Origin of the sequence: Agromyces humatus, assembly GCF_021228295.1 — a bacterium.
Classification (GTDB): Bacteria; Actinomycetota; Actinomycetes; order Actinomycetales; family Microbacteriaceae; genus Agromyces; species Agromyces humatus.
In genome coordinates this window covers 170,094-189,119 of sequence record NZ_JAJQPD010000005.1, presented here as the reverse complement: position 1 = coordinate 189,119, position 19,026 = coordinate 170,094, and the positions used below count along the sequence as shown (strand labels likewise).

Genomic DNA, 19,026 nt, shown 5'->3' with positions numbered 1-19,026 from the left:
CCCGAACGCCCGGCCCTCAACGCGAGGGCCGGGCGTTCGTCGTGACATCCATGGCCAGATACGTTCGCCGCACACCGTCAGTCGACGACGGCCGGGAGGAGTATCACGATGCGCGCCGATGTCCACGATCCTCCTGGCTGAGCCGCTTCGCGTGCTCGATGGCAAGGAGATTCCGCTCATCGAGGCGAGCACAGTGGCGTCATTCAGCCTGAACTGATAGGAAATCTCATGTATCGCGCCCGCTCGACGGGCGCGGTGTCAATGGCGATACCGCGACCTGAAGGCAAGGAGTGCCCCAACATGCGAGCACGTGCACGTACCTCTCGTCTGGCTGCCATCGGCGCCATGATCGGCTTGGCGCTGGCCGCGACGACCGCCGTCGCGCCCGCGTCCGCGGCGAAGCCTCAGCCCTCCGGCCAGACCGCGACGGCCACCTCGACCTACACCTGCGCCCACTTCAACGGCCTCACCGTGACGGCCGACACGGTCAACCGCAGTTCCGTCAGCCTGAAGGCCGGCGAGGTGATCGGCGCAACCGTCTCTCCGGCGCGCATCGGCGACGAGATCTTCTTGAGCGTCAGCTCGGGCCTCAACTTCATGTTCTACTCCGCCCCGGCGACATCCGGCCTGAAGTACACCGCCCCGTACGGCAGCACATTCAACCTCGGCTGGTCGCTCAAGACGTCCGGCACCCGGCCCTCGAGCCTCACCTGGACGTTCACGTGCTCGACCGGCGGCACGACCACCACCACCGACACCGACCGCGACGGCGTGGCGAACTCGGCCGACTCGTGCGCCGGCACCATCCTCCCCGACAGCGTGTCCCGCAAGGTCGCGGGCAAGTACTATGCCCTCTCGACCGGTCGGTTCGTGGATGGCACCGGCAAGGCGTCGGGCCACACCGTGATCGACGCCGGCGGATGCTCGGCGAGCCAGATCGCGAGCGCGCTCGGGTTGAGCAAGCGCGAATCCCAGTCGGGCATCAGCCTGACCGTTCTGACGAACTGGGCTGCATCGCACTAGGCGGGGCGGCCGAGCGGAGCCGCCGCAGCATCGATCCGCAACCCGCGTCACTTGCCCTGCTCGCGTGAGAGAAATACCAGGAGTCTGCGGCTTCGCTCCGATTACCGGGCGCCACGCGTCGATGCGATCCACTCGCGCCGCCACCTGAACCAGCGTCACACCTTCGCCGCGGCGTATCCCAACGACCTCGCGATGCCCTCGGTGTACGGCGTCGGTGCGACGTCGAACGTGCGCTCGAATGCCGTCGAGTCGAAGCGATAGGGCGACGTGTACTGGTAGTCCATCTCGAGCGTTTCGCGGGCAGTGCTCGCGAACAGCCCGCCCAACCGCATCATGCCGTGTGACATGGTGCGGTGCGCGAGTCGGCCACCCGACACGAGGGCGAGGTACTGTTCGCCCGTCAGGGCGGGCGCGGTCGGGAGGTGCCACGTGAGCCCGCGCGCACGGTCGTCGGTACCCAGTACCGCCAGTCCCGCGCCGACATCGGGTGTATAGGTCATCGAGTGGGGCTGGTTCGCGTCGAACAACCACATCGGCGGCTTGCCGGCATCGGCGCGGTCGATCGCGAACAAGTTGAACGCACTCGTCGCCGCCCCGGGGCCGTAGAAGTCGGCTGACCGACCCACGGTGACCTCCAGCCCGTGTTCGTCGCGGGCGGCATCGAGCATGCGAAGCAGTTCAGCACGCAGCGCGCCCTTGCGGCTCGTCGGCCTGATCGGCGTCGACGCGGTCATCGGTGCGTCGGTGCGGCCGTACGCGTAGACGTTGTCGAAGTACACGAGGTGGGCGCCGGCCGCGAGGCATCCGTCGATCGCGTTGCGCACGATGACCGGCCAATCTCGCCGCCACACCGTGGTCGAGTAGGGCAGGCCGACCGTGAGGTAGGCGACGTCGGCGCCACGCAGTGCGTCGGTCGCGGATGTCGCATCGCGGAGGTCGGCCGCGACCCGGGTGATGCCCGGCTCCGACCGCGAGGGCGTGCGCGACACCGCCCGCACCTCATGGTCGCCGGCGCGGAGGGCCGCGATCGTCTCGCGTCCGACGACGCCGTTGCCCCCGAGGACGACGTGGGTGGTCATGGCAGATCCTTTCGTTGCGTGGTGTGCGGGCTCGCTGCGTCGGAGGTGGGGAACAGCTCGGCCGTCGCCTCCTGGTGGGCGAGACGCCGGAGCCCCGCGATGAGCGCGTCGCCCACCACGGTGCCGACGACCATCAACTCGGCGGTGAGCTCGGGGCTTTCGCGGCCGATCAGGGCCGAGAGATCGGCCCGTGCGATCTGGTCGGCCGCCGAGGCGTACGCGCCGAGGTACGAGTCGGACGGCTCGAAGCCGATCGCCGAGAAGTCGTCGAGCACACGCGCCGCGACGCCGAATCCCGGATTGTCGGGCGACGTGCGCCAGCCCTGTGCGTCGGCGAGTGCGGCCACCCGTGCTCGCGAGGTCTCGGATACGTCGCCGTGCGCGCGACCGTCGGTCATCGCGTGCTGCGCGGCCGCGAACGTGTGGGCGATCGAGCTGTCCTCGGCGTCGAGCGTCGTGAGCACCCGCTTCGCGGCGGCGATCGACAACCCACCCGTCTCGAGCAGGGCGCGCACGAGGCGCACGCGTTGCACATGGGATTCGTCGTAATCGGTCTGGTTGCCACTCAGGCGATCGCCCTCGTGCACCAGCCCCTCACGCAGGTAGTACTTCAGGGTCGAGACGGGAGCGCCGCTTCGCCGGCTGAGTTCGGAGATCCGCATGCGCTGATAGTAGCACTATCGATAGTACTACTACCAGTGCGGAACCTCGGGGCTTGCTCGGTGCAGAAGGTGCCATGATCGGCGGACGGCCCGCCCCGCGACATCCGGACCGCGCTCGTCGTCGTGATCGACGTCGCCAACGTCATGGGCTGGCGGGTCGAGCACCGGCGCCCGTCACCCCCGCTACCCGTGCGCAACCGCGTCATGGGCAAGGTGCGTGAGGCCATGCGGCCCGAGTTCCTGAACCGCATCGACGAGATCGTGCTGTTCCAGAAGCTCGACCAGCCGCAGCTCGAGCAGATCGTGCGGCTCATGCTCGGGGCATCCGCCGCTCGCCGATCGGCGCGCGAGGTCGCCTTCGAGGTGACGGCCGAGATTCTCGCGCGTGTGTAAGGAGCGGCCGGCCGCTCCCGGGGGGCCCAGCAATTGCACTATGGAGACCTTGTTTGCAAGATACATAGCTGAAGCTAATATTGAAGTATGTCTGATCTGATCCGTACCACGCGAGCGGAGCTCGGGCTGACCGGGGCTGACCTCGCTGAGCGCCTTGGCGTCACCGTCGGTGCGATTCCTCAGCTGGAACGCTCGGAACGGGAAGGGCGCATCAAGCTCGACACGCTCGAGCGGGCTCTTGGGGCGATGGGAAGGCGGCTCAGCATCGCTGCGAGCCCCAACTCGCCATACGCCGCCTACACCCCTGAAGCCGTCACCGACCAGGTCAACGATGCCCTCGACGAAGACGATGGGAGTTACGCGTTGCGGCTGATCAGCCACGCCGCCTCAGTGCTGAAAGACGAGCCTGGCAAGTTCACGGATGCAGAATTGCGTTCACGTCCTTCGCAGATCAAGGATGCCCGCTGGGAGCAGTTGTTCCGGGCGGTTTATGGGGACGCCATCCCCGAGGAACGCCGACCCGAGTGGGCAACCGCGGCCAAACTCGGCCGGCGATGGTACGTGTCCCGTTTCCCGCCGCTCCGCGAGAAGGCGAAAACGTCCACCCCTGATCGCCTGCGCGAGCTGAATATCTACATCGATGCCAACTCGCTCTCGACAAGATGAAGCACGATTTCGACGCCCAATCTGTCCGCGAACTCCTCGAAGAGCTCGCTCGGCGTCTCAGCGACCGAGGAGTCCACGGCACCATCCGGGTCGCCGGGGGTGCAGCCATGCTGCTGCGCTACCCTGACGACCCGGATGTGCGCGTCACGCGCGACATCGATGCGCTCATCGAACCGGCCGACGAGGTCGAAGCGGTCGTCGCCGAGATGGCTGCGGACCTCGGGCTCACAGCCCGATGGCTGAACGAGGCCGGCCAGGGCTGGCTCCGCGTCGCAGGAGATCCTTCCGATGAGCCGGTATCCATCTTCATAGCCTCCGAGCGCGAGCTCATCGCCATGAAGATGTCGGCGGGGCGCGACAAGGACTTCGTCGACCTTGGCATTCTCGTCAAGCACCTCGGAATCACGGACCCGGCCATGCTGGTCGATATCGCATACCAGGAATACGGCGAAGATGCGGTCGAGCTCCCCGATGGCCGCGCGTCGTATCTCTGGTACGCCGAGAGCGTCATCAAGGAGGCATACCGGCCGAGCAAGCGCCGCCGCAAGGGCTGAAGCGGCAGCTATGCGACCGGCGTCGGCGCCCCCTCGCTCGACCAGCCGCAGCTCGAGCGGATTGTGCGGCTCATGCTGGGGGCATCCGCCGCTCGCCTTGCGGCACGCGAGGTCACCTTCGAGGTGACGGAATCGCCCGTCTCCGTCCATGGTCAACACATAGGCTGGTCGGGGCGGCAAAAGGGGCGCCGCGCGTCTGCGGGAGGTCGGATGCTCGGGGTGTTGGCGACGTTGCCGGGGCTGGTCGACAAGCATCCGTTCCATGGCCGGCGACTGCGCGCGATTCGCAGCCGCGTCTACCGCAGCATCGCTGACCTGCGTGCCGACGTCGTACGCTCGCCAGAGCCGATCCGGTTCGCCGAACTCGACCACGGCGCATTCGAACCGATCCGAGCCGGCGCCCGCTTCGGCCGCACGCTCGAATGCGCGTGGCTGCACATCACGGGAGACGTGCCGGCGGCAACTGCAGATCCCATCGTCATGCTCGGCATCCGCGGCGAGGGACTCGTCTACTCTCCCGACGGAACGATGCTCGACTCGATCAGCACGGTGTGGATCCAGGGCGATCTGCCGCACAGCGGCGGAAGGTTCCGCCCGCTTCCCCATGCCGAGCTGTCGAGCGGCCGGGTGGACCTGTACGCCGACGTCGCGTTCAACGGCTTCCTGTTCCTCGGCGTCGGGCGCGGCGTGTACTTCGGCGCGCACCTCGCCGAGCGCGACGACGACGCGTTCGGGCTCTACTACGACTACCTCGCGCTGTTCGCCCTGGCCGAGTCGACCGGTGATTCTCGGCTCGCGGCCGACCTGCACGCAGCGCTCGGCGAAGCGTTCTCCCGGTTCGCCAAGGGAGACACCCGAGCCGCCCGCGCGCGGCTCGCGGAAGAGCTCTCGCAGCCCTCTGCGAGTGCGTTCACGTACAGCGCCGTCGGGCACGGCCACCTCGACATGGCGTGGGTTTGGCCCATCCGTGAGACCAAGCGCAAGGCCGCTCGCACGTTCGTCAAGGCGCTGGACTCGATCGACCGTTACGACGACTTCATCTACGGGACGAGCCAGCCGCAGCAGCTGCAGTGGACGAAGGAGCGTCATCCCGAGCTGTTCGAGCGGGTGAAGGATGCCGTGGCGCAGGGCCGCATCGAACTGCAGGGCTCGTTCTGGGTCGAACCCGACACCAATCTGCCCAGCGGGGAGTCGCTGATCCGCCAGGCTCTGGTCGGCAGAGGGTTCCTGAAGGACGAGTTCGGGCTCGACGACGAGGACCTGCGACTGTGCTGGCTGCCCGACACCTTCGGCTACAGCGGCAACCTCCCGCAGATCCTTCGCGGCTGCGGCATGGACTGGTTCCAGACCATCAAGCTGTCGTGGAACAGCGTCAACGTGTTCCCGCACCGTACGTTCCACTGGGAGGGCATCGACGGGTCTTCGGTGCTCGTGCACATGCCACCCGAAGGTGACTACAACAGCCGCGCCGCGCCCGACGGCCTGCTCAAGGGCATCGACCAGTACCCCGAGCGCGACCTGGGGACGGCACTGCTGGTGTACGGCGCCGGCGACGGCGGGGGCGGACCCGGCGAGGTGCACCACGAACTGCTCCGGCGCGAGGGATCGTTGCGTGGACTTCCGAAGGTGGAGAAGTCCACGGCATCCGCCTTCTTCCGCGCTCTCGACAAGCGCGACATCCCCCAGCGACACTCCGGCGAGCTCTACCTGGAAACGCACCAGGGCGCGTACACCACGATCGGGCACACGAAGCGGCACAACCGCATCGCCGAACGCAAGCTGCACGAGGTCGAGGCGCTCGCCGTGCTCGCGGGCGCTGACGTGAACGTCGAACTCGGGCCGCTGTGGCGCGACGTGCTGCTGAACCAGTTCCACGACATCATCACCGGCTCGTCGATCGAGCGCGTCAACCGCGAAGCGCGCGAGTCGTACACCGCGATCGAGACGGCTCTCGACCGCATCGGTGCGCGACTGACGGGCGAGCTGCCCCGCGGCGATGCCGGCGCGTCGGCGATCAACCTCACCTCCTTCCCCCGGCGCGACCACCTCCGCGTAGCCGGTCGGTGGTGGTCGGCCGACGTCGACCCGTATGCGGCCGCCCGTCTGCAGCCGGTCGGCTCGTTCTCGGAACTGTCGCACACCGCCGACACGATCTCGAACGGACTGCTCACGGTGCGCTTCGACCCCAGCGGCGAGCTCGTCTCGTGCGTCGACGCCGGAGGCGCCGAGCACGTGGCCGGAGGTTTCAACCGGCTCGCGGTGTACCAGGACCCGTACCAGTTCCCGTTCGACGCGTGGGACATCGACCCCGGCTACGTCGACACGAAACCGCAGGTGCTGGCGGTCACCTCCCACCGCACCTCGATCGACGGGCCCCTCGTCATCCGCCACCACGAGTACCGTGCGCCGAAGGTCACCGTGCATCAGCGCGTCGTGCTCGAGGCGGGCAGCCCCGTCATCCGGTTCGATACGCACGTCGACTGGCGTGAGAGACACCGGATGCTGCGCGCCGAGTTCCGCCCGCGTCACTACGGCGCCGAGGCGCTGTGCGAAATCCAGTTCGGGCACATCGCACGCCCCACGACCGAGCGCGACTCCGTGGAGAAGGCGCAGTTCGAGATCTGCGCCCACAAGTGGATCGCGACGGTGTCGAATGATGATGGGTCGGATGCCGGTGGGTTCGCCCTGCTCAACGATTCCAAGTACGGGCATCGGGCGAAGAACGGGCTCATCAGCCTCAACCTGCTGCGGGCGCCGACCTTCCCCGACAAGACCGCCGACCGGGGCGCCCACGGGTTCACGTACGCGTTCATGCCGTTCGCGCCAGACGATCTGGCCGCGGTCGTGCGCGAGGCCTACCGCCTGAACCATCCGCTGCTGATCGCTGACGGCGTGGTCTTCGACAGCGCCGTGGCGGCCGAGGACCTGAGCGTGGTGGTCGAGACCGTCAAGCCCGCCGAGGACGGCTCGGGCGTGGTCGTGCGGCTGTACGAGAGCCTCGGTCGGCCGACTCAGACGGCGTTGCGCACCAGCATCACGCACGCGCGAGCCTTCGCAACCGACCTCATCGAGCGGCGTCTCGGTTCGGCGGATCTCGCGCAGCTGAGCTTCCGCCCGTTCGAGATCAAGACGATCCTGCTGGAACGCCCGTGAGCGTCGGCACCGCCGAGGCGCGGATCCCCAGCCGCCGCACGCAGCGGATCTCGATCGTCGTGGCCGGGTTCGGCCAGAACCTCGTCCTCACGACGGTCACGACGTTCATCCTCCTGTACCTGTTGCAGTACGCCCATATCAGCACGCAGGGCATGGCGGTGGTCACCGCCGTGATCGCCGCCGCGAAGATCTTCGACGCGATCACCGACCCGGTGATGGGCAGCCTGGTCGACATGACCCGCACGCGTTGGGGCAAGCTGCGGCCGTACATCCTCTACTCCGCCCTGCCGGTCGCGGTGCTGTCGACGCTGCTGTTCACCGTGCCGGACGTGTCTGAGACAGGCAAGCTCGTCTTCTTCGCCGTCTGCTACGTCTTGTGGGGCGTTGCATACACCGTGTGCGACGTCCCGTTCTGGGGGCTCATCGGCTCGGCGTTCTCCGAATCCGACTACCGCATGCACGTGATCTCCAACGTGCGCGCGTATGGCGGGATCGCGCTCGGGCTGGCGACGCTCGGGATGCCGTGGCTCGCGCTCCTGCTCAGTACCGGCGACGAGACCACCGGCACCGGGTGGTCGCTGGCGGTGGGCGTCGTCTCGGTACTGGGCATGGGGCTGTTCCTGCTCGCGTTCACCAACACGCGCGAGAGGCACACCCCAGGGGTGCAGGATCGCCTCACGTTCAGGCAGCTGTTCGGCACACTGTTGCGCAACACCCCGCTGCTCATGGTGCTGATCGGGTCGGTGCTCGGCTTCGGCCGCTACATCGTGCAGGCCGGCGGCGCGGTGTTCGTCGTCATCGCCTATGACAACGAGGGCGCGTTCACCCTCATCGGCGCGGCGATCATCATCGGCATGGTGCTCGCCTCGTTCCTCACGCCGCTGCTGCTCAAGGGCATGTCGGCGAAGACCCTGGCGATCGGCAGCTCGGTGATCGGCGCGGCACTGTATGCGGCGATGTTCTTCGCCGGGTTCGAGAACATCGCTGTGCTGCTGGTGTTCATCTTCCTCACCGGGATGACCCTCGGCACCTTCCTCGTCGTGCAGGCGACGATGATCGCTGACGCCGTGGACGACATCGAGCGCCGCACCGGGATGCGCAACGACGGCATCTCGTTCTCGAGCCTCACGTTCGTGTCCAAGATCATGGCCGCCCTGGCGGTGCTCGTCTTCGGCATATTCATCGTGCTCGCCGGCTACGAGGCCGGCGTGACGGTGACCCCCGAGATGCAGTGGACCGTCTTCGCATCGCTCACGCTGGTGCCGGCCGCCAGCTGCCTGGTGTCGGCGATCCCGTTCGTGTTCTACCGCCTCGGTCGCTGAGCCACGACTGCGCTACTCGTGCGCAACCGCGTCATGGGCCCGCCATTTCGGCAACACGGTGTGGCTCGCGGCGCTCGGCAATGGCGAGCCCGGCCGGGTCGCCGATGCGTGGGAGCGGCGACAGCGCGACCCAGACCACGGTCACGAGACAGAGCGCCGCGCCGATCGCGAGCCCGGTGCGCGTGCCGACGACTTCGCCGACGAAGCCGCCCGCCGCCGCGCCGATCGCGATCGTGCCGTACGTGATCCACCGCATGCTTGCATTGACCCGGCCGAGCAGCCGGTCGGGCGTGCGCAACTGGCGGATCGTGACGAGGATCACGCTCGACATCGCCGTGCCGAATCCGTTCACGGCGAAGACCCCGCCGAGCATGAGGATGACGAGCACGTCGCCCCACGCGGCATCCGCCACGGGTACGAGCAGCAGCACGACGCACTCGACGACCGCGCACCAGAGGAGGGGGCGTCCTGCGCCGAAGCGCCGCACGGCGCGAGCCGCGAGCAGCGAGCCGACGAGCGCCCCGCCGGCGCCGATCGCGAGCACGAGGCCGAGCTGCGCGGGGTCGAGCCCGAGCGCCGTCACGGCGTGCAGGGTGAAGAGCACCATGATCCACTGCGCGAACGGGTTGTAGAGCGCCGAGAAGCCGAGGTTCGCCAGCAGGTAGCGGTCGCGCCGGACGTATCCCAATCCGTCGCGCAGTTCGGCGATGAACGTGTCGGTGCGACCAGTCGGCGCCTCGGGCGTTCGGATGCGGCCGATCGCGATGGCGGACACCGCGTAGGCGGCGACGTTGGCGAGCATCGCGAACGGTGCCGTGAGCAGCTGCACGAGCAGTCCGCCGAGACCGGGCCCGCCGATCTCCACGGCCGCCGAGGTTGCCTGGAGCCTCGCGTTCGCCGACGAGAGGTGCGCTGCGGGCACGATGCCCGGCACGACCGACTGGTACGAGACCTCGAACAGCACGGTGAAGCATCCGATGATCGCAACCAGCGCGACGAGCACGGGGAACGTGAGCACGCCCGTGACTGCGGCGGCGGCGATCGCAAGGCAGAGCGCGGCGCGCGACCAGTCGGCCGTGATGATGAGCGGCCGTCGCCGGGCGCGGTCGACGACGACACCGAGGGGCAGTGCGAGCAGCAGGAACGGCATCCAGCGCGCGAGCGCGAGCAGCCCGAGCTCGGCCGCGGAGGCGTGCAGCACCAGCACGGCGAGCAGCGGCACCGCGAGCTCGCCGATCTGCTGGCCGAGCACTGAGGCGCCCTGCGAGGTCCAGAGCGAGCCGAATTCGCGCTTCCAACGCGCGTTGCTGCTAATGGTTGAAGCAGAAGTCATGCGTTACACGATGGCACAACTTCGCCCAATGCGTAAAGCGCGATTCACGCATTAGAATGGTCGTATGGATGCCGCAGCCTACGCCTCGCGTGAGACCTACCCGCAGGTCGCGGGGTCGACTGCACTCGACCTGGTCAACACCGTGTCGTGGCGACTCAGCCCCGAGCGACGCATCGAGCACTTCGTCGAGTACGCGGACGTGCTGCGCTGGGCCGTGCAGCTCGGGCTCCTCGACGAGAAGTCGAGTGCAGAGCTATTGCGCATCGCGGAAACGGATGCCGCCGCCGCGGCCGACGAGCTCAGCCGGGTGCTCACGCTCCGCGAGGCCTTCTACGACGCGGCCTACGACGGAGCCTCGAGCGAACCGGTCGCGCGTGAACATGCCGCCGCCGCCGCCGCAGGGCGGCTCGAGCGCGACCGCGACGGGTGGACCTGGGCGTTCCCCGTCGACCTCGCGCTGCCGCGACGGCGCATCGCGCTCGCCGCGGTCGACCTGCTGCTGCGCGACGACCTCGACCGGCTCGGCCAGTGCTCCGACGCCGAATGCGGCTGGGTGTTCCTCGACACCTCGCCGCGGCACAACCGGCGCTGGTGCGTCGCGTCGGACTGCGGCAACCGCAACCGGGTTCGCGAGCACTATGCGCGCGTTCGCGACGCGGCGTCCGGTGCATCCGCTGACACATCCGTCACACCGTGAACCTCGCCGCATGACCCCTGCGGGTCGAGGAGCGCCGCCGCAGGCGACGCGTCTCGAGACCCCGCACCCGGGACGGCCCGGCCCTCACGACGAGGGCCGTGCCGTCTTCCCATCCGACGCGACTGCCCTCAGGCTGGAACGGTGCGAGTCGTGATCTCCGGCGCGGGCCTCGGGGGCCTGGTGCTCGCCCATGCCCTGCGCGCGCATGCCGATGTCACGGTCGTGGAGCGGGACGCAGCTCCGGGCGAGACCGGCGGATACCGGATCGCGCTCACCCCCGAGGCGGTCGCCGTCGTCGAACGGCACGTCCCGGCTCCGATCGTCGAGCGCATCCGCGCCGTCTCCGACGGACCGGAGACGTTCTCTCAGTTCACCATCGCCGACGCGCGCCTGCGGCCCATTCTCATCGCACCCGAGCCGCCGGGGCGCGACCGCATGCTGTGCCAGCGCCGCGCGCTGCGAACCCTGCTCGCCGAAGGACTCGACGAGCGAGTCCGGTACTCCTCGACCGTCGTCGCCGCGGAGGCCTCCGCACGCGGCGCCGCGGTCGTACTCGACGACGGTACGCGCGTCGAAGGAGACGTCGTCGTCGCGGCCGATGGCGCGCGCTCGCCGACGCTCCGCTCGATCGCGCAGGCCGACACCGATCGCGACCTGGGGCTGATCGGCATCGCGGGCTCGACGCCGCTGACCGGTGACCGGAGGTTTCCGGGCTACCTCGGTCGCGGCCCCGCGCTCGCCATCGACCACGAAGGAACGGCCATGTTCCTCTCGCTGGCGTCACGCCGCATCGGCGCGGTGCCGCCTGAGCTGGCCGACGCGGTCGGTCCGCCTTCGCTGGTGTGGGGCCTCATCGCTCGTCGCGACGCGATGGGCGATCTGACGGATGCCGCGCCGGCCCGCCTCGCCGGGTTGTCAGCCGAGCGGGTCGCGACCTGGCATCCGTGGATGTCGGCGCAGATCGAAGCGACCGATCCCGACCGCACCGCGGCCTTCGCGTTCCGCGTCGCCCGCACGACCGGCCGGCGTTTCCCGTGGGCGCCATCCCGCATCACCGCGATCGGCGATGCCGTGCACGCGATGCCGCCGACCGGAGGGCGAGCCGGCTCGACCGCGATCCGCTCTGCCGGGGCGCTCGCCGACGCACTGATCGACGCGATCGCCGCCGACGCTCGCGGCGGAGGTTCCCGAGCCGCAGCCGATCGAGCCATGGACGACGCGATCGCCCGCTACGAGGGCGTGGTCGACGAGTGGGCCGTACCCGCGATCCGAGAGTCGCTGGCTCCGGTCAGGATCGTCACGGCGCTGTCGCATCCGCTGACGCAGCAGCTGGCCCGGCCGTTGCTGGCGGTCGCGGGCGTCGCCGGCGCGACCCGGTACCGGCGCCTCGCCCGGCGAGGCCGGAGTTCCTCGCGCTGACGACGACGCTCAGTCAAGCAGGCGCGCCACCGCGGTCGTCACGACCTGGCGCACGCGCGCGTCGGGGGCCTCCGAGAGCAGGAGCGGCAGGATCGAGGCGAGCACCGTCACGATCGCGAGGGCCTCGTCGGCGGCGAACCGGGTCGAGACGGCGCCCGAGGCCTGGGCGTCGGCGATGGCGGCGACCTTCGCGGCATCTGTCGCCAGCAGATCGGGGGAGCGCATGCCGGTGCCGCCTCGCTCGAGGCGGTCCCACAGGGCGAGTCGCACGAGCTCAGGGTTGGCGAGGTAGGAGTCGACGAGGGCGCCGGCGTACTCGTCGAGGTGCTCGGCGTCGATCGGGTGCGCCTCGACGAGGCGGGCCACGAGCACGGCGAAGACGGCGTCGAACAGCTGTTCCTTGTTGCCGAAGTAGGAGTAGAGCAGGGCTTTGTTGCAGGCGGCGGCGTCGGCGATGCGATCGACGCGGGCGCCCGCGATGCCGCGCGCCGAGAACTCGGCGGTCGCCGCGTCGAGGATGCGGGCTCGGGTGAGGTCGGCGTTGCGTGCCATCCGTCGAGTATATAACCGGTTAGTTGCATTCGGTCGCTCGACGTGCGAAACTCGTCAGGTCGCAAGTAACCAAACGGTTAGGAACCAATCTCATGGAACGTCAGGTCGCCCTCGTGACCGGAGCCTCGTCGGGCATCGGCGAACAGACCGCACTCGAACTGCTGCGCCGCGGCTTCACCGTCTACGGCGCGGCGCGCCGGGCCGACCGCATGACGCCGCTCGTCGACGCCGGCGGGCACGCCATCGCGATGGACGTGACGGATGACGCATCCGTGCGCGCCGCGGTCGACCGCATCACCGCCGAGCAGGGCCGCATCGACGTGCTCGTCAACAACGCCGGCTACGGGTCGTACGGCGCCCTCGAAGACGTGCCGATCGACGAGGCGCGCCGGCAGTTCGAGGTGAACGTGTTCGGCCTCGCGCGCATCACCCAGCTCGTGCTGCCCGGCATGCGGGCGCGCCGCTCCGGCACCATCGTCAACATCTCCTCGATCGGCGGGCGCATCTACGAACCGCTCGGCGCCTGGTACCACTCCACGAAGTTCGCGGTCGAGGGCCTCAGTGACTCGCTCCGCGTCGAACTCGAGCCGCACGGCATCCGCGTGGTCGTCATCCAGCCGGGCGCCATCCGCACCGAATGGAACGGCATCTCGCGTCGCAGCGCCGTCGAACGCTCGGGCGCCACCGCGTACGCAGCCCAGGCCCGCGCGCTCGTCCGCGCCCTCGAGGCCGCCGACCGCTCGTCGGCCGCGACCGAGCCGCACGTCGTCGCCGCCACCATCGCCAAGGCGGCGACGGCGCGTCGCCCCCGCACCCGCTACGCGACCCCGTTCAGCGCGAAGTTCATCGTCGGATTGCGGCGGATGCTGCCCGACCGGGTCTTCGACCTTGTGATCCACCGGGTCTTCGCGCCGACCAAGGCGGATCTCGCGGCCGGCGAGGCGCACTCCGCGGAGGGTCGTTCCAGCGACGGGGAACGAGTCGCGGCGTAGCGTCGGCCGCGGCCGCGGCCGCGCTGCGGGCCGCCGCGGCGTTTCCGGGGTGACACTGATGCGCGAGCGCGCGGACCGGCCGAAGCTTGCCGGATGAGCGGAGCCCCACCCCAAGCCGACGACGACACCGGTGCCGGCCCAGCGGTCGCCCCTGACCGCCCGGCGTTCGACCTGCGAGCGCGCGTCATCGAGACGGTCGTGCTCGTGGCATCCGTCGTCGTGCTTCGCCTGCTGGGCGTGCTGTTGCTCGTGGTCTCGTCATCCGGGCTGGGCTCGATCGGCGCGCCGTATCCCCTCGTCGCCATGGTCGTCGACCCGAACCTGCTGGCGTGGGTCGCGCTCACCGCCGCCGTGCAGTTCGGACTGCGAACGATGCGCCGGCCCGGGCGATGGGCGCTGATCGTGCTCGCCGTGCCGGTTGCGGTCCTTCTGGCGACCGCGTTGCGCAGCCCCTCCAGCCTCGCGCGCGCCGGCCTCGGCGCGGTACTGGCCAATCCGGTCGGCTGGATCGACGCCGGGATCCTCACCGTCGTCGTCGTGCTCGGCATCGCATTCACCGCGGCGTTCCTCAGCCGGGAACGGCGCACGTCAGCGAGGATCGCGGGCGGGCTGCTCGCCCTGGGCGGACTGCTCACCCTCGTGCTCGCCTGGCAGGCCTTCGAAACGTACTTCACGCTCTTCGGGTCGGAGCCGGTGGTCACGCCCGCGGACGGGGATCGCTACCTCGTCACGGCCGCGCTCACGCTCGGCGCGTACGTCGGCGCCATCGTGTTCGCCGCGGTCAGCCGTCGGCGCGGGCTCATCATCACCGCATGCATCGTCGGATGCCTCGGCCTGATCGTCGCGTTCGCCGTGCCGGTTCCGGCCGACCGCTTCTTCCCCGAGCCGGCGGCCCCGGCCGACGCGCCCCGCGGCCCGACGTGCATGAGCGAGGGCGATCCGAACTGCATCGGCGGGTAGTGCCGACGGCGCAAGCCGCGCTCGCCGAGCGAGCGAGCTACCAGCCCATCGAGCCCAGGCCGCCCTTGAAGGGGCCCACGACGTGGTGCGTGATCCATCCGCCGTAGAAGCCTCCCGGCTGCGGAACGACCGTCTCGCCATCGACGGTGCAGCGGTCGACGCGACCCGCGTACACGGCGATGCGGCCGACCAGCACCTCGAAGCCGGGCGATGGCGACGGGTACTCCCATGCCGCGCGCTCGGCCCGGCGCCCGCCGGCGACGAGGTCGAAGTAGCGGGCGGCCCCCTTGAACTCGCAGAACGAGGCGCCGCGCCCCGGCGCCACGGAGTCGGGCGCGAAGGCCGTCAGCGGCAGGTAGTAGACGGGCGGATGGCTCGTCTCGAGCACGCGCACGACGTCGGACGTGTCGACCAGCACCACGCCGCCGAACTCGACCGTGACGCGTGCGTCGATCGCCTCGACGGCGGGCGGGCGCGGGTAGTCCCATACGGACTCCTGTTCGGGCCCGGTCGGCAGCGGGATCGGTCGCATGCAGCGGATGCTACGCCTGAAGTCGAGAAATTGCCTGAGGCCGCGGGCCGCAGGCCGCGGCCTGCGGCCTCAGGGCGCTACGCCGCGAGCGACCCCGCCCGCAGGCGGCCGAACACGCGGAATCCTGCGACCACGAGCACCGCGAGCATCGGCGTCGTGCCGAGCGCCGGCAGGATCGGGACGGAGTACGGCAGGAACAGCAGCCCGGCCTGACCGAGCACGACGGCCGGGATCGACCACCAGCCGATGACGCCGGCACGCACGAGCCCGATCGACGCGGTGATGAGTCCCACGGCGATGAGCGGCGCGATGCCGAAGCTGAGCTGGAACATCGGGTGGCCGAGCACGGCGTCCGAGATCGCGGCGGCCTCGTCGAGATCGAGGGTGCGGCCGAGTTCGAGGTGCATCCAGTCGGCGAACAGCGAGCCCGAGTTGCCGAGCAGCGCGACCGAGGCGAGCAGTGCGCCGATCACGGTCGGGATCGCCCCGCGCACTCCGCGCACGAGCCACGGCAGCGCGAGCACCCCGGCGCCCATGAGCAGGTTGCCGTAGTGCAGCAGCACCGCCGAGATCTGCGTGAGCATGGGGTCGCGGGCGAGCGACTCGATGTAGCTCGCCTTGTCTTCGCCGAACTGCACGGGCGAGGTCGCGAGGCCGGCGAAGAACATCGCCGGTCCGGCGACGAGCGCGACACCGCCGGCGATCGCGAGCGCCCGGTGGGCACGGTTCGCCGGGCCGGCCGGAGCGTCCGGCCGCGAGGTGAGGGTTTCGGTGGACATGGAGTCTCCATTTCATCGAGGTCGTCGAGTGGGTTCGGATGCCGCAGCAACCGCCGCGACGAAGTACACGGTAGGAATCGGGATGCCCCTGCCGATGCCCCCGAACGGCCCGAGCCTGCGACCGCCGGGATGACGCCGAGGCATCCGCGGTCATCCGAACGGATGACCCACGCGCCGCCAACGTCCCCTAGCGTTGAGGCACGCGCCCGCGGGCGTCGCACGGAAGGAGCCGAGGTGAGCCGCTCGCGCTGGATCGTGCCCGTCGCGGGCGCCGTCGGGTTCGCGGTCATCGGCGGTGCCGAGATCGCCCTCGACCCCGCCTTCCAGGCGGCACCGCTCGCGCCGGCCATCGTGCTCGCGCTCATCGTGACGGGCACACTGACGACGATCGTCTCGCCCATTGCGGGCAGCCTCGTCGTCACCGCCCTGTTCCCGGTCGGCACCGCGCTCGGCCTCGACGGTCCCACCGGCGTCGGCGTGCTCGCCTTCTTCCTGCTGCCCGGCTGGGCCGGGTACCGCAGCCCGCCGCGCCGTTCGTGGCTGGCGCCGCTCGGCGCGCAGCTGATGGCCACCGCAGGTGTCGCGCTCGGGGCGATGGCACCAGATGCCGCCGATGCAAGCCTCGCGGCGGTCGTCTGGGAGAACCTCTTCTTCGCGAGCCTCGCCTGGGTGTCGTGGATCGTCGGCATCGTCGCGCGCGGCGCACGCGATCGGGCGGTGCGGGCCGAACGCCTGGCGCAGGCGCTCGACGCCGAGCGCGAGGCGCGTGAGCACGCCATCCTCATCGAAGAGCGACAGCGCATCGCCCGCGACCTGCACGACGCGGTCGCGCACTCGGTGAGCGTCATGACGCTGCAGGTGGGCGCGGTGCGGTCGACGATGCCGGCCGACGCGCCCCAGACCGAGATGCTGCGCGGCATCGAACGGCTCGGTCGCGAGTCGGTCGCCGAACTGCGCACCGCCGTCGGCATGCTGCGGCGCGCCGACGAGGCGCTGCCCACCGCTCCGCCCACTCTCGACCGGGCTGCCGAACTCGTCGACGACGTGCGCGCCGCCGGGCTCGAGGTCGTGCTGCACGAGAGCGGCGACCCGGTATCGCTGTCGCGGGTCGCCGACGTCTCGGCCTACCGGGTGCTGCAGGAGTCGCTCACGAACGCACTTCGCCACGCGCCCGGTGCCGCCGTCGAGGTGCGCATCGCGCGCTCGCCGCAGTCGGTCGTCGTCGAGGTGCGCAACGGGCGGCCCACTGCCGCCGCCGGTGGCGAGCCGTCCACGGGCGGCGGGCACGGTCTCGTCGGCCTTCGCGAGCGCCTCGCGATGGTCGGCGGCGCCTTCGAGGCCGGCCCGACGACAGACGGCGGCTGGCGGGTCCGCGCTGATTTCCCGAACGGAGGCCCCCATGACCGATGACTCGATGGCCGACGATGCGGTGCCCATCGATGCGGTGTCGGCCGACGTGCAGGCCGACGCGATACCGGCGGCGCCGATCCGCGTCGCGCTCGCCGACGACGAGGCGATGGTGCGTGCCGGCCTGCGCCTGCTGCTCGAGCACCAGCCCGACCTCACGGTCGTCGGCGAGGCCGCCGACGGCGTCGACGCGGTCGCGATGGTGCGGCGCACCCGGCCCGACGTCGTGCTCCTCGACATCCGGATGCCGCGGCAGGACGGCCTCGCCGCCGCCCGCGAGATCGTCGCCGAAGGGGCCGCGAAGGTGATCATGCTGACGACCTTCGACGATGACCGGAATCTCGCCGATGCGCTCCGCTCCGGCGTGAGCGGGTTCCTGCTCAAGGTCGCACCGCCCGAGCAGCTGCTCGCCGCCGTGCGCAGCGTCGCCGAGGGCAACGCGCTGCTCGACCCGGCGGTCACGGTGCGGGTCATCGAGTCCTTCGCCCGTGCGCCGCAGACCGATCCGCGGCTCGCGGCGTTGCTCGCGAGCCTCACTGATCGCGAACGCGACGTGCTTCGCGAGGTCGCCGCCGGGCGCTCGAACGCCGAGGTCGCGGCACACCTCTACCTCGGTGAGACGACGGTGAAGACCTATCTCTCGCGGGCGCTCGCCAAGCTCTCGCTGCGCGACCGTGTCCAAGCAGTCGTCTTCGCCTACGAGAGCGGCCTCGTGAAGCCGGGCACACCCGGCTGACGCGAGAGCGGTCGCTCTGTCAGAATTGGCGCAGCGGCAGCCCGTCCGCCCGGCCTGATCGAGCAGGATTCGAGAAGCACGCGCCGTCGGCCGTGAATAACGTCGAAGGCATGAACTCCACCGACTCCATCACCCTCACGTCCATCGACTCGATCACGCTCGAGGTCGCAGATCCCGAAGCGGCCGCACGCTTCTACGCCGATGCCTTCGGATTGGAAGGTCAGGTGCACACGCGGGCGACGGATGCCCCGACCACCGGCTTCCGCGGATTCACGATGTCGCTCGTCGTGACCCAGCCGGCCAACGTCCGCGCGCTGTTCGAATCGGCAGTCGCGGCCGGGGCGACGGCGCTCAAGCCCATCGAGAAGTCGCTCTGGGGCGTCGGCGGCGTGGTCCAGGCACCCGACGGGGCGATCTGGAACCTGGCGACCTCGACGAAGAAGGACACCGGCCCGGCCGCTCGCGCCTTCGACAGCATCGTGCTCCTCCTCGGGGCCGACGACGTTCCGGCGAGCAAGCGGTTCTACGTCGACCGCGGGCTGGCGGTCGCGAAGAGCTTCGGCAGCTACGTCGACTTCGCCACCCCGGCGAGTCCGATCGGCCTGGGGCTCTACAAGCGCCGCGCGCTCGCGAAGTCCGCCGGCGTCGCTCCCGAGGGCACCGGCTCGCACCGGATCCAGGTCAACGGCGACGCCGGGTCGTTCGCCGACCCCGACGGGTTCGTCTGGGGAACCTCTCCCGCAGCGACCGCGTAGGGCCGTGGGGCC

General features: G+C 70.0%; 19 protein-coding genes. 13 read left to right on the top strand and 6 right to left on the bottom strand.

Features of this window, described 5'->3' with window-relative positions; translation table 11 throughout:
- Window positions 1–345 precede the first annotated feature (345 nt).
- Window positions 346–1,023, top strand: coding sequence for a hypothetical protein (locus LSF15_RS10295; protein ID WP_232498444.1), 678 nt, complete (start codon window positions 346–348; stop codon window positions 1,021–1,023).
- A 155-nt stretch (window positions 1,024–1,178) separates the two neighbouring features.
- On the opposite strand, the gene LSF15_RS10290 is transcribed toward LSF15_RS10295, so the two are convergent.
- Together LSF15_RS10290 and LSF15_RS10285 are read right to left on the bottom strand one after the other, a co-directional pair.
- Complete coding sequence (locus LSF15_RS10290; RefSeq protein ID WP_232498443.1) at window positions 1,179–2,102, bottom strand: NAD-dependent epimerase/dehydratase family protein; 924 nt, start codon at window positions 2,100–2,102, stop codon at window positions 1,179–1,181.
- Window positions 2,099–2,764 (bottom strand): MerR family transcriptional regulator, encoded by a 666-nt coding sequence (locus LSF15_RS10285; protein WP_232498442.1) that lies wholly within the window; start codon window positions 2,762–2,764, stop codon window positions 2,099–2,101. Before LSF15_RS10285 ends, LSF15_RS10290 begins: the two co-directional genes overlap by 4 nt.
- 123 nt (window positions 2,765–2,887) lie before the next feature.
- Here LSF15_RS10285 and LSF15_RS10280 point away from each other — a divergent pair, with 123 nt between their 5' ends.
- From LSF15_RS10280 to LSF15_RS10260, 5 genes are all read left to right on the top strand, one after another.
- Complete coding sequence (locus LSF15_RS10280; protein ID WP_232498441.1) at window positions 2,888–3,157, top strand: hypothetical protein; 270 nt, start codon at window positions 2,888–2,890, stop codon at window positions 3,155–3,157.
- Between the two features lie 87 nt (window positions 3,158–3,244).
- Window positions 3,245–3,823: a helix-turn-helix domain-containing protein gene (locus LSF15_RS10275; RefSeq protein WP_232498440.1), complete on the top strand. Its 579-nt coding sequence runs from the start codon at window positions 3,245–3,247 to the stop codon at window positions 3,821–3,823.
- Window positions 3,820–4,377: a DUF6036 family nucleotidyltransferase gene (locus LSF15_RS10270; protein WP_232498439.1), complete on the top strand. Its 558-nt coding sequence runs from the start codon at window positions 3,820–3,822 to the stop codon at window positions 4,375–4,377. Before LSF15_RS10275 ends, LSF15_RS10270 begins: the two co-directional genes overlap by 4 nt.
- 210 nt (window positions 4,378–4,587) lie before the next feature.
- Window positions 4,588–7,530: an alpha-mannosidase gene (locus LSF15_RS10265; protein WP_232498438.1), complete on the top strand. Its 2,943-nt coding sequence runs from the start codon at window positions 4,588–4,590 to the stop codon at window positions 7,528–7,530.
- A complete protein-coding gene (locus LSF15_RS10260) occupies window positions 7,527–8,852 on the top strand; it encodes an MFS transporter (protein WP_232498437.1) in 1,326 nt (441 codons plus the stop codon). The genes LSF15_RS10265 and LSF15_RS10260 overlap by 4 nt, the downstream gene beginning before the upstream one ends.
- Window positions 8,853–8,883: 31 nt before the next feature.
- Here the strand turns inward: LSF15_RS10260 and LSF15_RS10255 are convergent, their stop codons facing one another.
- The gene (locus LSF15_RS10255; RefSeq protein ID WP_232498436.1) at window positions 8,884–10,185 is read right to left on the bottom strand and encodes an MFS transporter; all 1,302 of its coding nucleotides are present in this window, start codon (window positions 10,183–10,185) and stop codon (window positions 8,884–8,886) included.
- Between the two features lie 64 nt (window positions 10,186–10,249).
- On the opposite strand from LSF15_RS10255, the gene LSF15_RS10250 reads away from it, so the two are divergent.
- Window positions 10,250–10,882 carry a CGNR zinc finger domain-containing protein gene (locus LSF15_RS10250; RefSeq protein WP_232498435.1) on the top strand — a complete coding sequence of 211 codons (633 nt, stop codon included), beginning with the start codon at window positions 10,250–10,252 and terminating at the stop codon, window positions 10,880–10,882.
- 141 nt (window positions 10,883–11,023) lie between these two features.
- Window positions 11,024–12,301: an FAD-dependent oxidoreductase gene (locus tag LSF15_RS10245; RefSeq protein WP_232498434.1), complete on the top strand. Its 1,278-nt coding sequence runs from the start codon at window positions 11,024–11,026 to the stop codon at window positions 12,299–12,301.
- Window positions 12,302–12,310: 9 nt separating this feature from the next.
- Here the strand turns inward: LSF15_RS10245 and LSF15_RS10240 are convergent, their stop codons facing one another.
- Window positions 12,311–12,853, bottom strand: coding sequence for a TetR/AcrR family transcriptional regulator (locus tag LSF15_RS10240; protein ID WP_232498433.1), 543 nt, complete (start codon window positions 12,851–12,853; stop codon window positions 12,311–12,313).
- A 92-nt stretch (window positions 12,854–12,945) separates the two neighbouring features.
- Between LSF15_RS10240 and LSF15_RS10235 the strand changes: the two genes are divergently transcribed.
- Window positions 12,946–13,845: an oxidoreductase gene (locus tag LSF15_RS10235; RefSeq protein WP_232498432.1), complete on the top strand. Its 900-nt coding sequence runs from the start codon at window positions 12,946–12,948 to the stop codon at window positions 13,843–13,845.
- A gap of 93 nt (window positions 13,846–13,938) precedes the next feature.
- Window positions 13,939–14,805, top strand: coding sequence for a hypothetical protein (locus tag LSF15_RS10230; protein WP_232498431.1), 867 nt, complete (start codon window positions 13,939–13,941; stop codon window positions 14,803–14,805).
- Between the two features lie 37 nt (window positions 14,806–14,842).
- Here LSF15_RS10230 and LSF15_RS10225 read toward each other — a convergent pair whose 3' ends face one another.
- Window positions 14,843–15,337: a DUF427 domain-containing protein gene (locus LSF15_RS10225; RefSeq protein WP_232498430.1), complete on the bottom strand. Its 495-nt coding sequence runs from the start codon at window positions 15,335–15,337 to the stop codon at window positions 14,843–14,845.
- A 77-nt stretch (window positions 15,338–15,414) separates the two neighbouring features.
- Window positions 15,415–16,116 (bottom strand): hypothetical protein, encoded by a 702-nt coding sequence (locus LSF15_RS10220; RefSeq protein ID WP_232498429.1) that lies wholly within the window; start codon window positions 16,114–16,116, stop codon window positions 15,415–15,417.
- A 234-nt stretch (window positions 16,117–16,350) separates the two neighbouring features.
- On the opposite strand from LSF15_RS10220, the gene LSF15_RS10215 reads away from it, so the two are divergent.
- The 3 genes from LSF15_RS10215 to LSF15_RS10205 all read left to right on the top strand — a co-directional run bounded on the left by LSF15_RS10215 (window position 16,351) and on the right by LSF15_RS10205 (window position 19,014).
- Window positions 16,351–17,526, top strand: a complete 1,176-nt coding sequence (locus LSF15_RS10215; RefSeq protein WP_232498428.1) for a sensor histidine kinase — start codon at window positions 16,351–16,353, stop codon at window positions 17,524–17,526.
- Window positions 17,516–18,259: a response regulator gene (locus LSF15_RS10210; protein WP_269756349.1), complete on the top strand. Its 744-nt coding sequence runs from the start codon at window positions 17,516–17,518 to the stop codon at window positions 18,257–18,259. The genes LSF15_RS10215 and LSF15_RS10210 overlap by 11 nt, the downstream gene beginning before the upstream one ends.
- Before the next feature lie 110 nt (window positions 18,260–18,369).
- Window positions 18,370–19,014 carry a VOC family protein gene (locus LSF15_RS10205; RefSeq protein ID WP_232498427.1) on the top strand — a complete coding sequence of 215 codons (645 nt, stop codon included), beginning with the start codon at window positions 18,370–18,372 and terminating at the stop codon, window positions 19,012–19,014.
- The last annotated feature ends 12 nt before the right edge of the window (window positions 19,015–19,026 follow it).

Bases quoted from the DNA above. Each gene is read 5' to 3' on its own strand.
- LSF15_RS10240 (WP_232498433.1), bottom strand. From the start codon at position 12,853: ATGGCACGCAACGCCGACCTCACCCGAGCCCGCATCCTCGACGCGGCG.
- LSF15_RS10295 (WP_232498444.1), top strand. From the start codon at position 346: ATGATCGGCTTGGCGCTGGCCGCGACGACCGCCGTCGCGCCCGCGTCC.
- LSF15_RS10205 (WP_232498427.1), top strand. From the start codon at position 18,370: ATGAACTCCACCGACTCCATCACCCTCACGTCCATCGACTCGATCACG.
- LSF15_RS10230 (WP_232498431.1), top strand. From the start codon at position 13,939: ATGAGCGGAGCCCCACCCCAAGCCGACGACGACACCGGTGCCGGCCCA.
- LSF15_RS10220 (WP_232498429.1), bottom strand. From the start codon at position 16,116: ATGTCCACCGAAACCCTCACCTCGCGGCCGGACGCTCCGGCCGGCCCG.
- LSF15_RS10270 (WP_232498439.1), top strand. From the start codon at position 3,820: ATGAAGCACGATTTCGACGCCCAATCTGTCCGCGAACTCCTCGAAGAG.
- LSF15_RS10210 (WP_269756349.1), top strand. From the start codon at position 17,516: ATGACCGATGACTCGATGGCCGACGATGCGGTGCCCATCGATGCGGTG.
- LSF15_RS10290 (WP_232498443.1), bottom strand. From the start codon at position 2,102: ATGACCACCCACGTCGTCCTCGGGGGCAACGGCGTCGTCGGACGCGAG.
- LSF15_RS10235 (WP_232498432.1), top strand. From the start codon at position 12,946: ATGGAACGTCAGGTCGCCCTCGTGACCGGAGCCTCGTCGGGCATCGGC.
- LSF15_RS10225 (WP_232498430.1), bottom strand. From the start codon at position 15,337: ATGCGACCGATCCCGCTGCCGACCGGGCCCGAACAGGAGTCCGTATGG.
- LSF15_RS10265 (WP_232498438.1), top strand. From the start codon at position 4,588: ATGCTCGGGGTGTTGGCGACGTTGCCGGGGCTGGTCGACAAGCATCCG.
- LSF15_RS10255 (WP_232498436.1), bottom strand. From the start codon at position 10,185: ATGACTTCTGCTTCAACCATTAGCAGCAACGCGCGTTGGAAGCGCGAA.
- LSF15_RS10285 (WP_232498442.1), bottom strand. From the start codon at position 2,764: ATGCGGATCTCCGAACTCAGCCGGCGAAGCGGCGCTCCCGTCTCGACC.
- LSF15_RS10250 (WP_232498435.1), top strand. From the start codon at position 10,250: ATGGATGCCGCAGCCTACGCCTCGCGTGAGACCTACCCGCAGGTCGCG.
- LSF15_RS10275 (WP_232498440.1), top strand. From the start codon at position 3,245: ATGTCTGATCTGATCCGTACCACGCGAGCGGAGCTCGGGCTGACCGGG.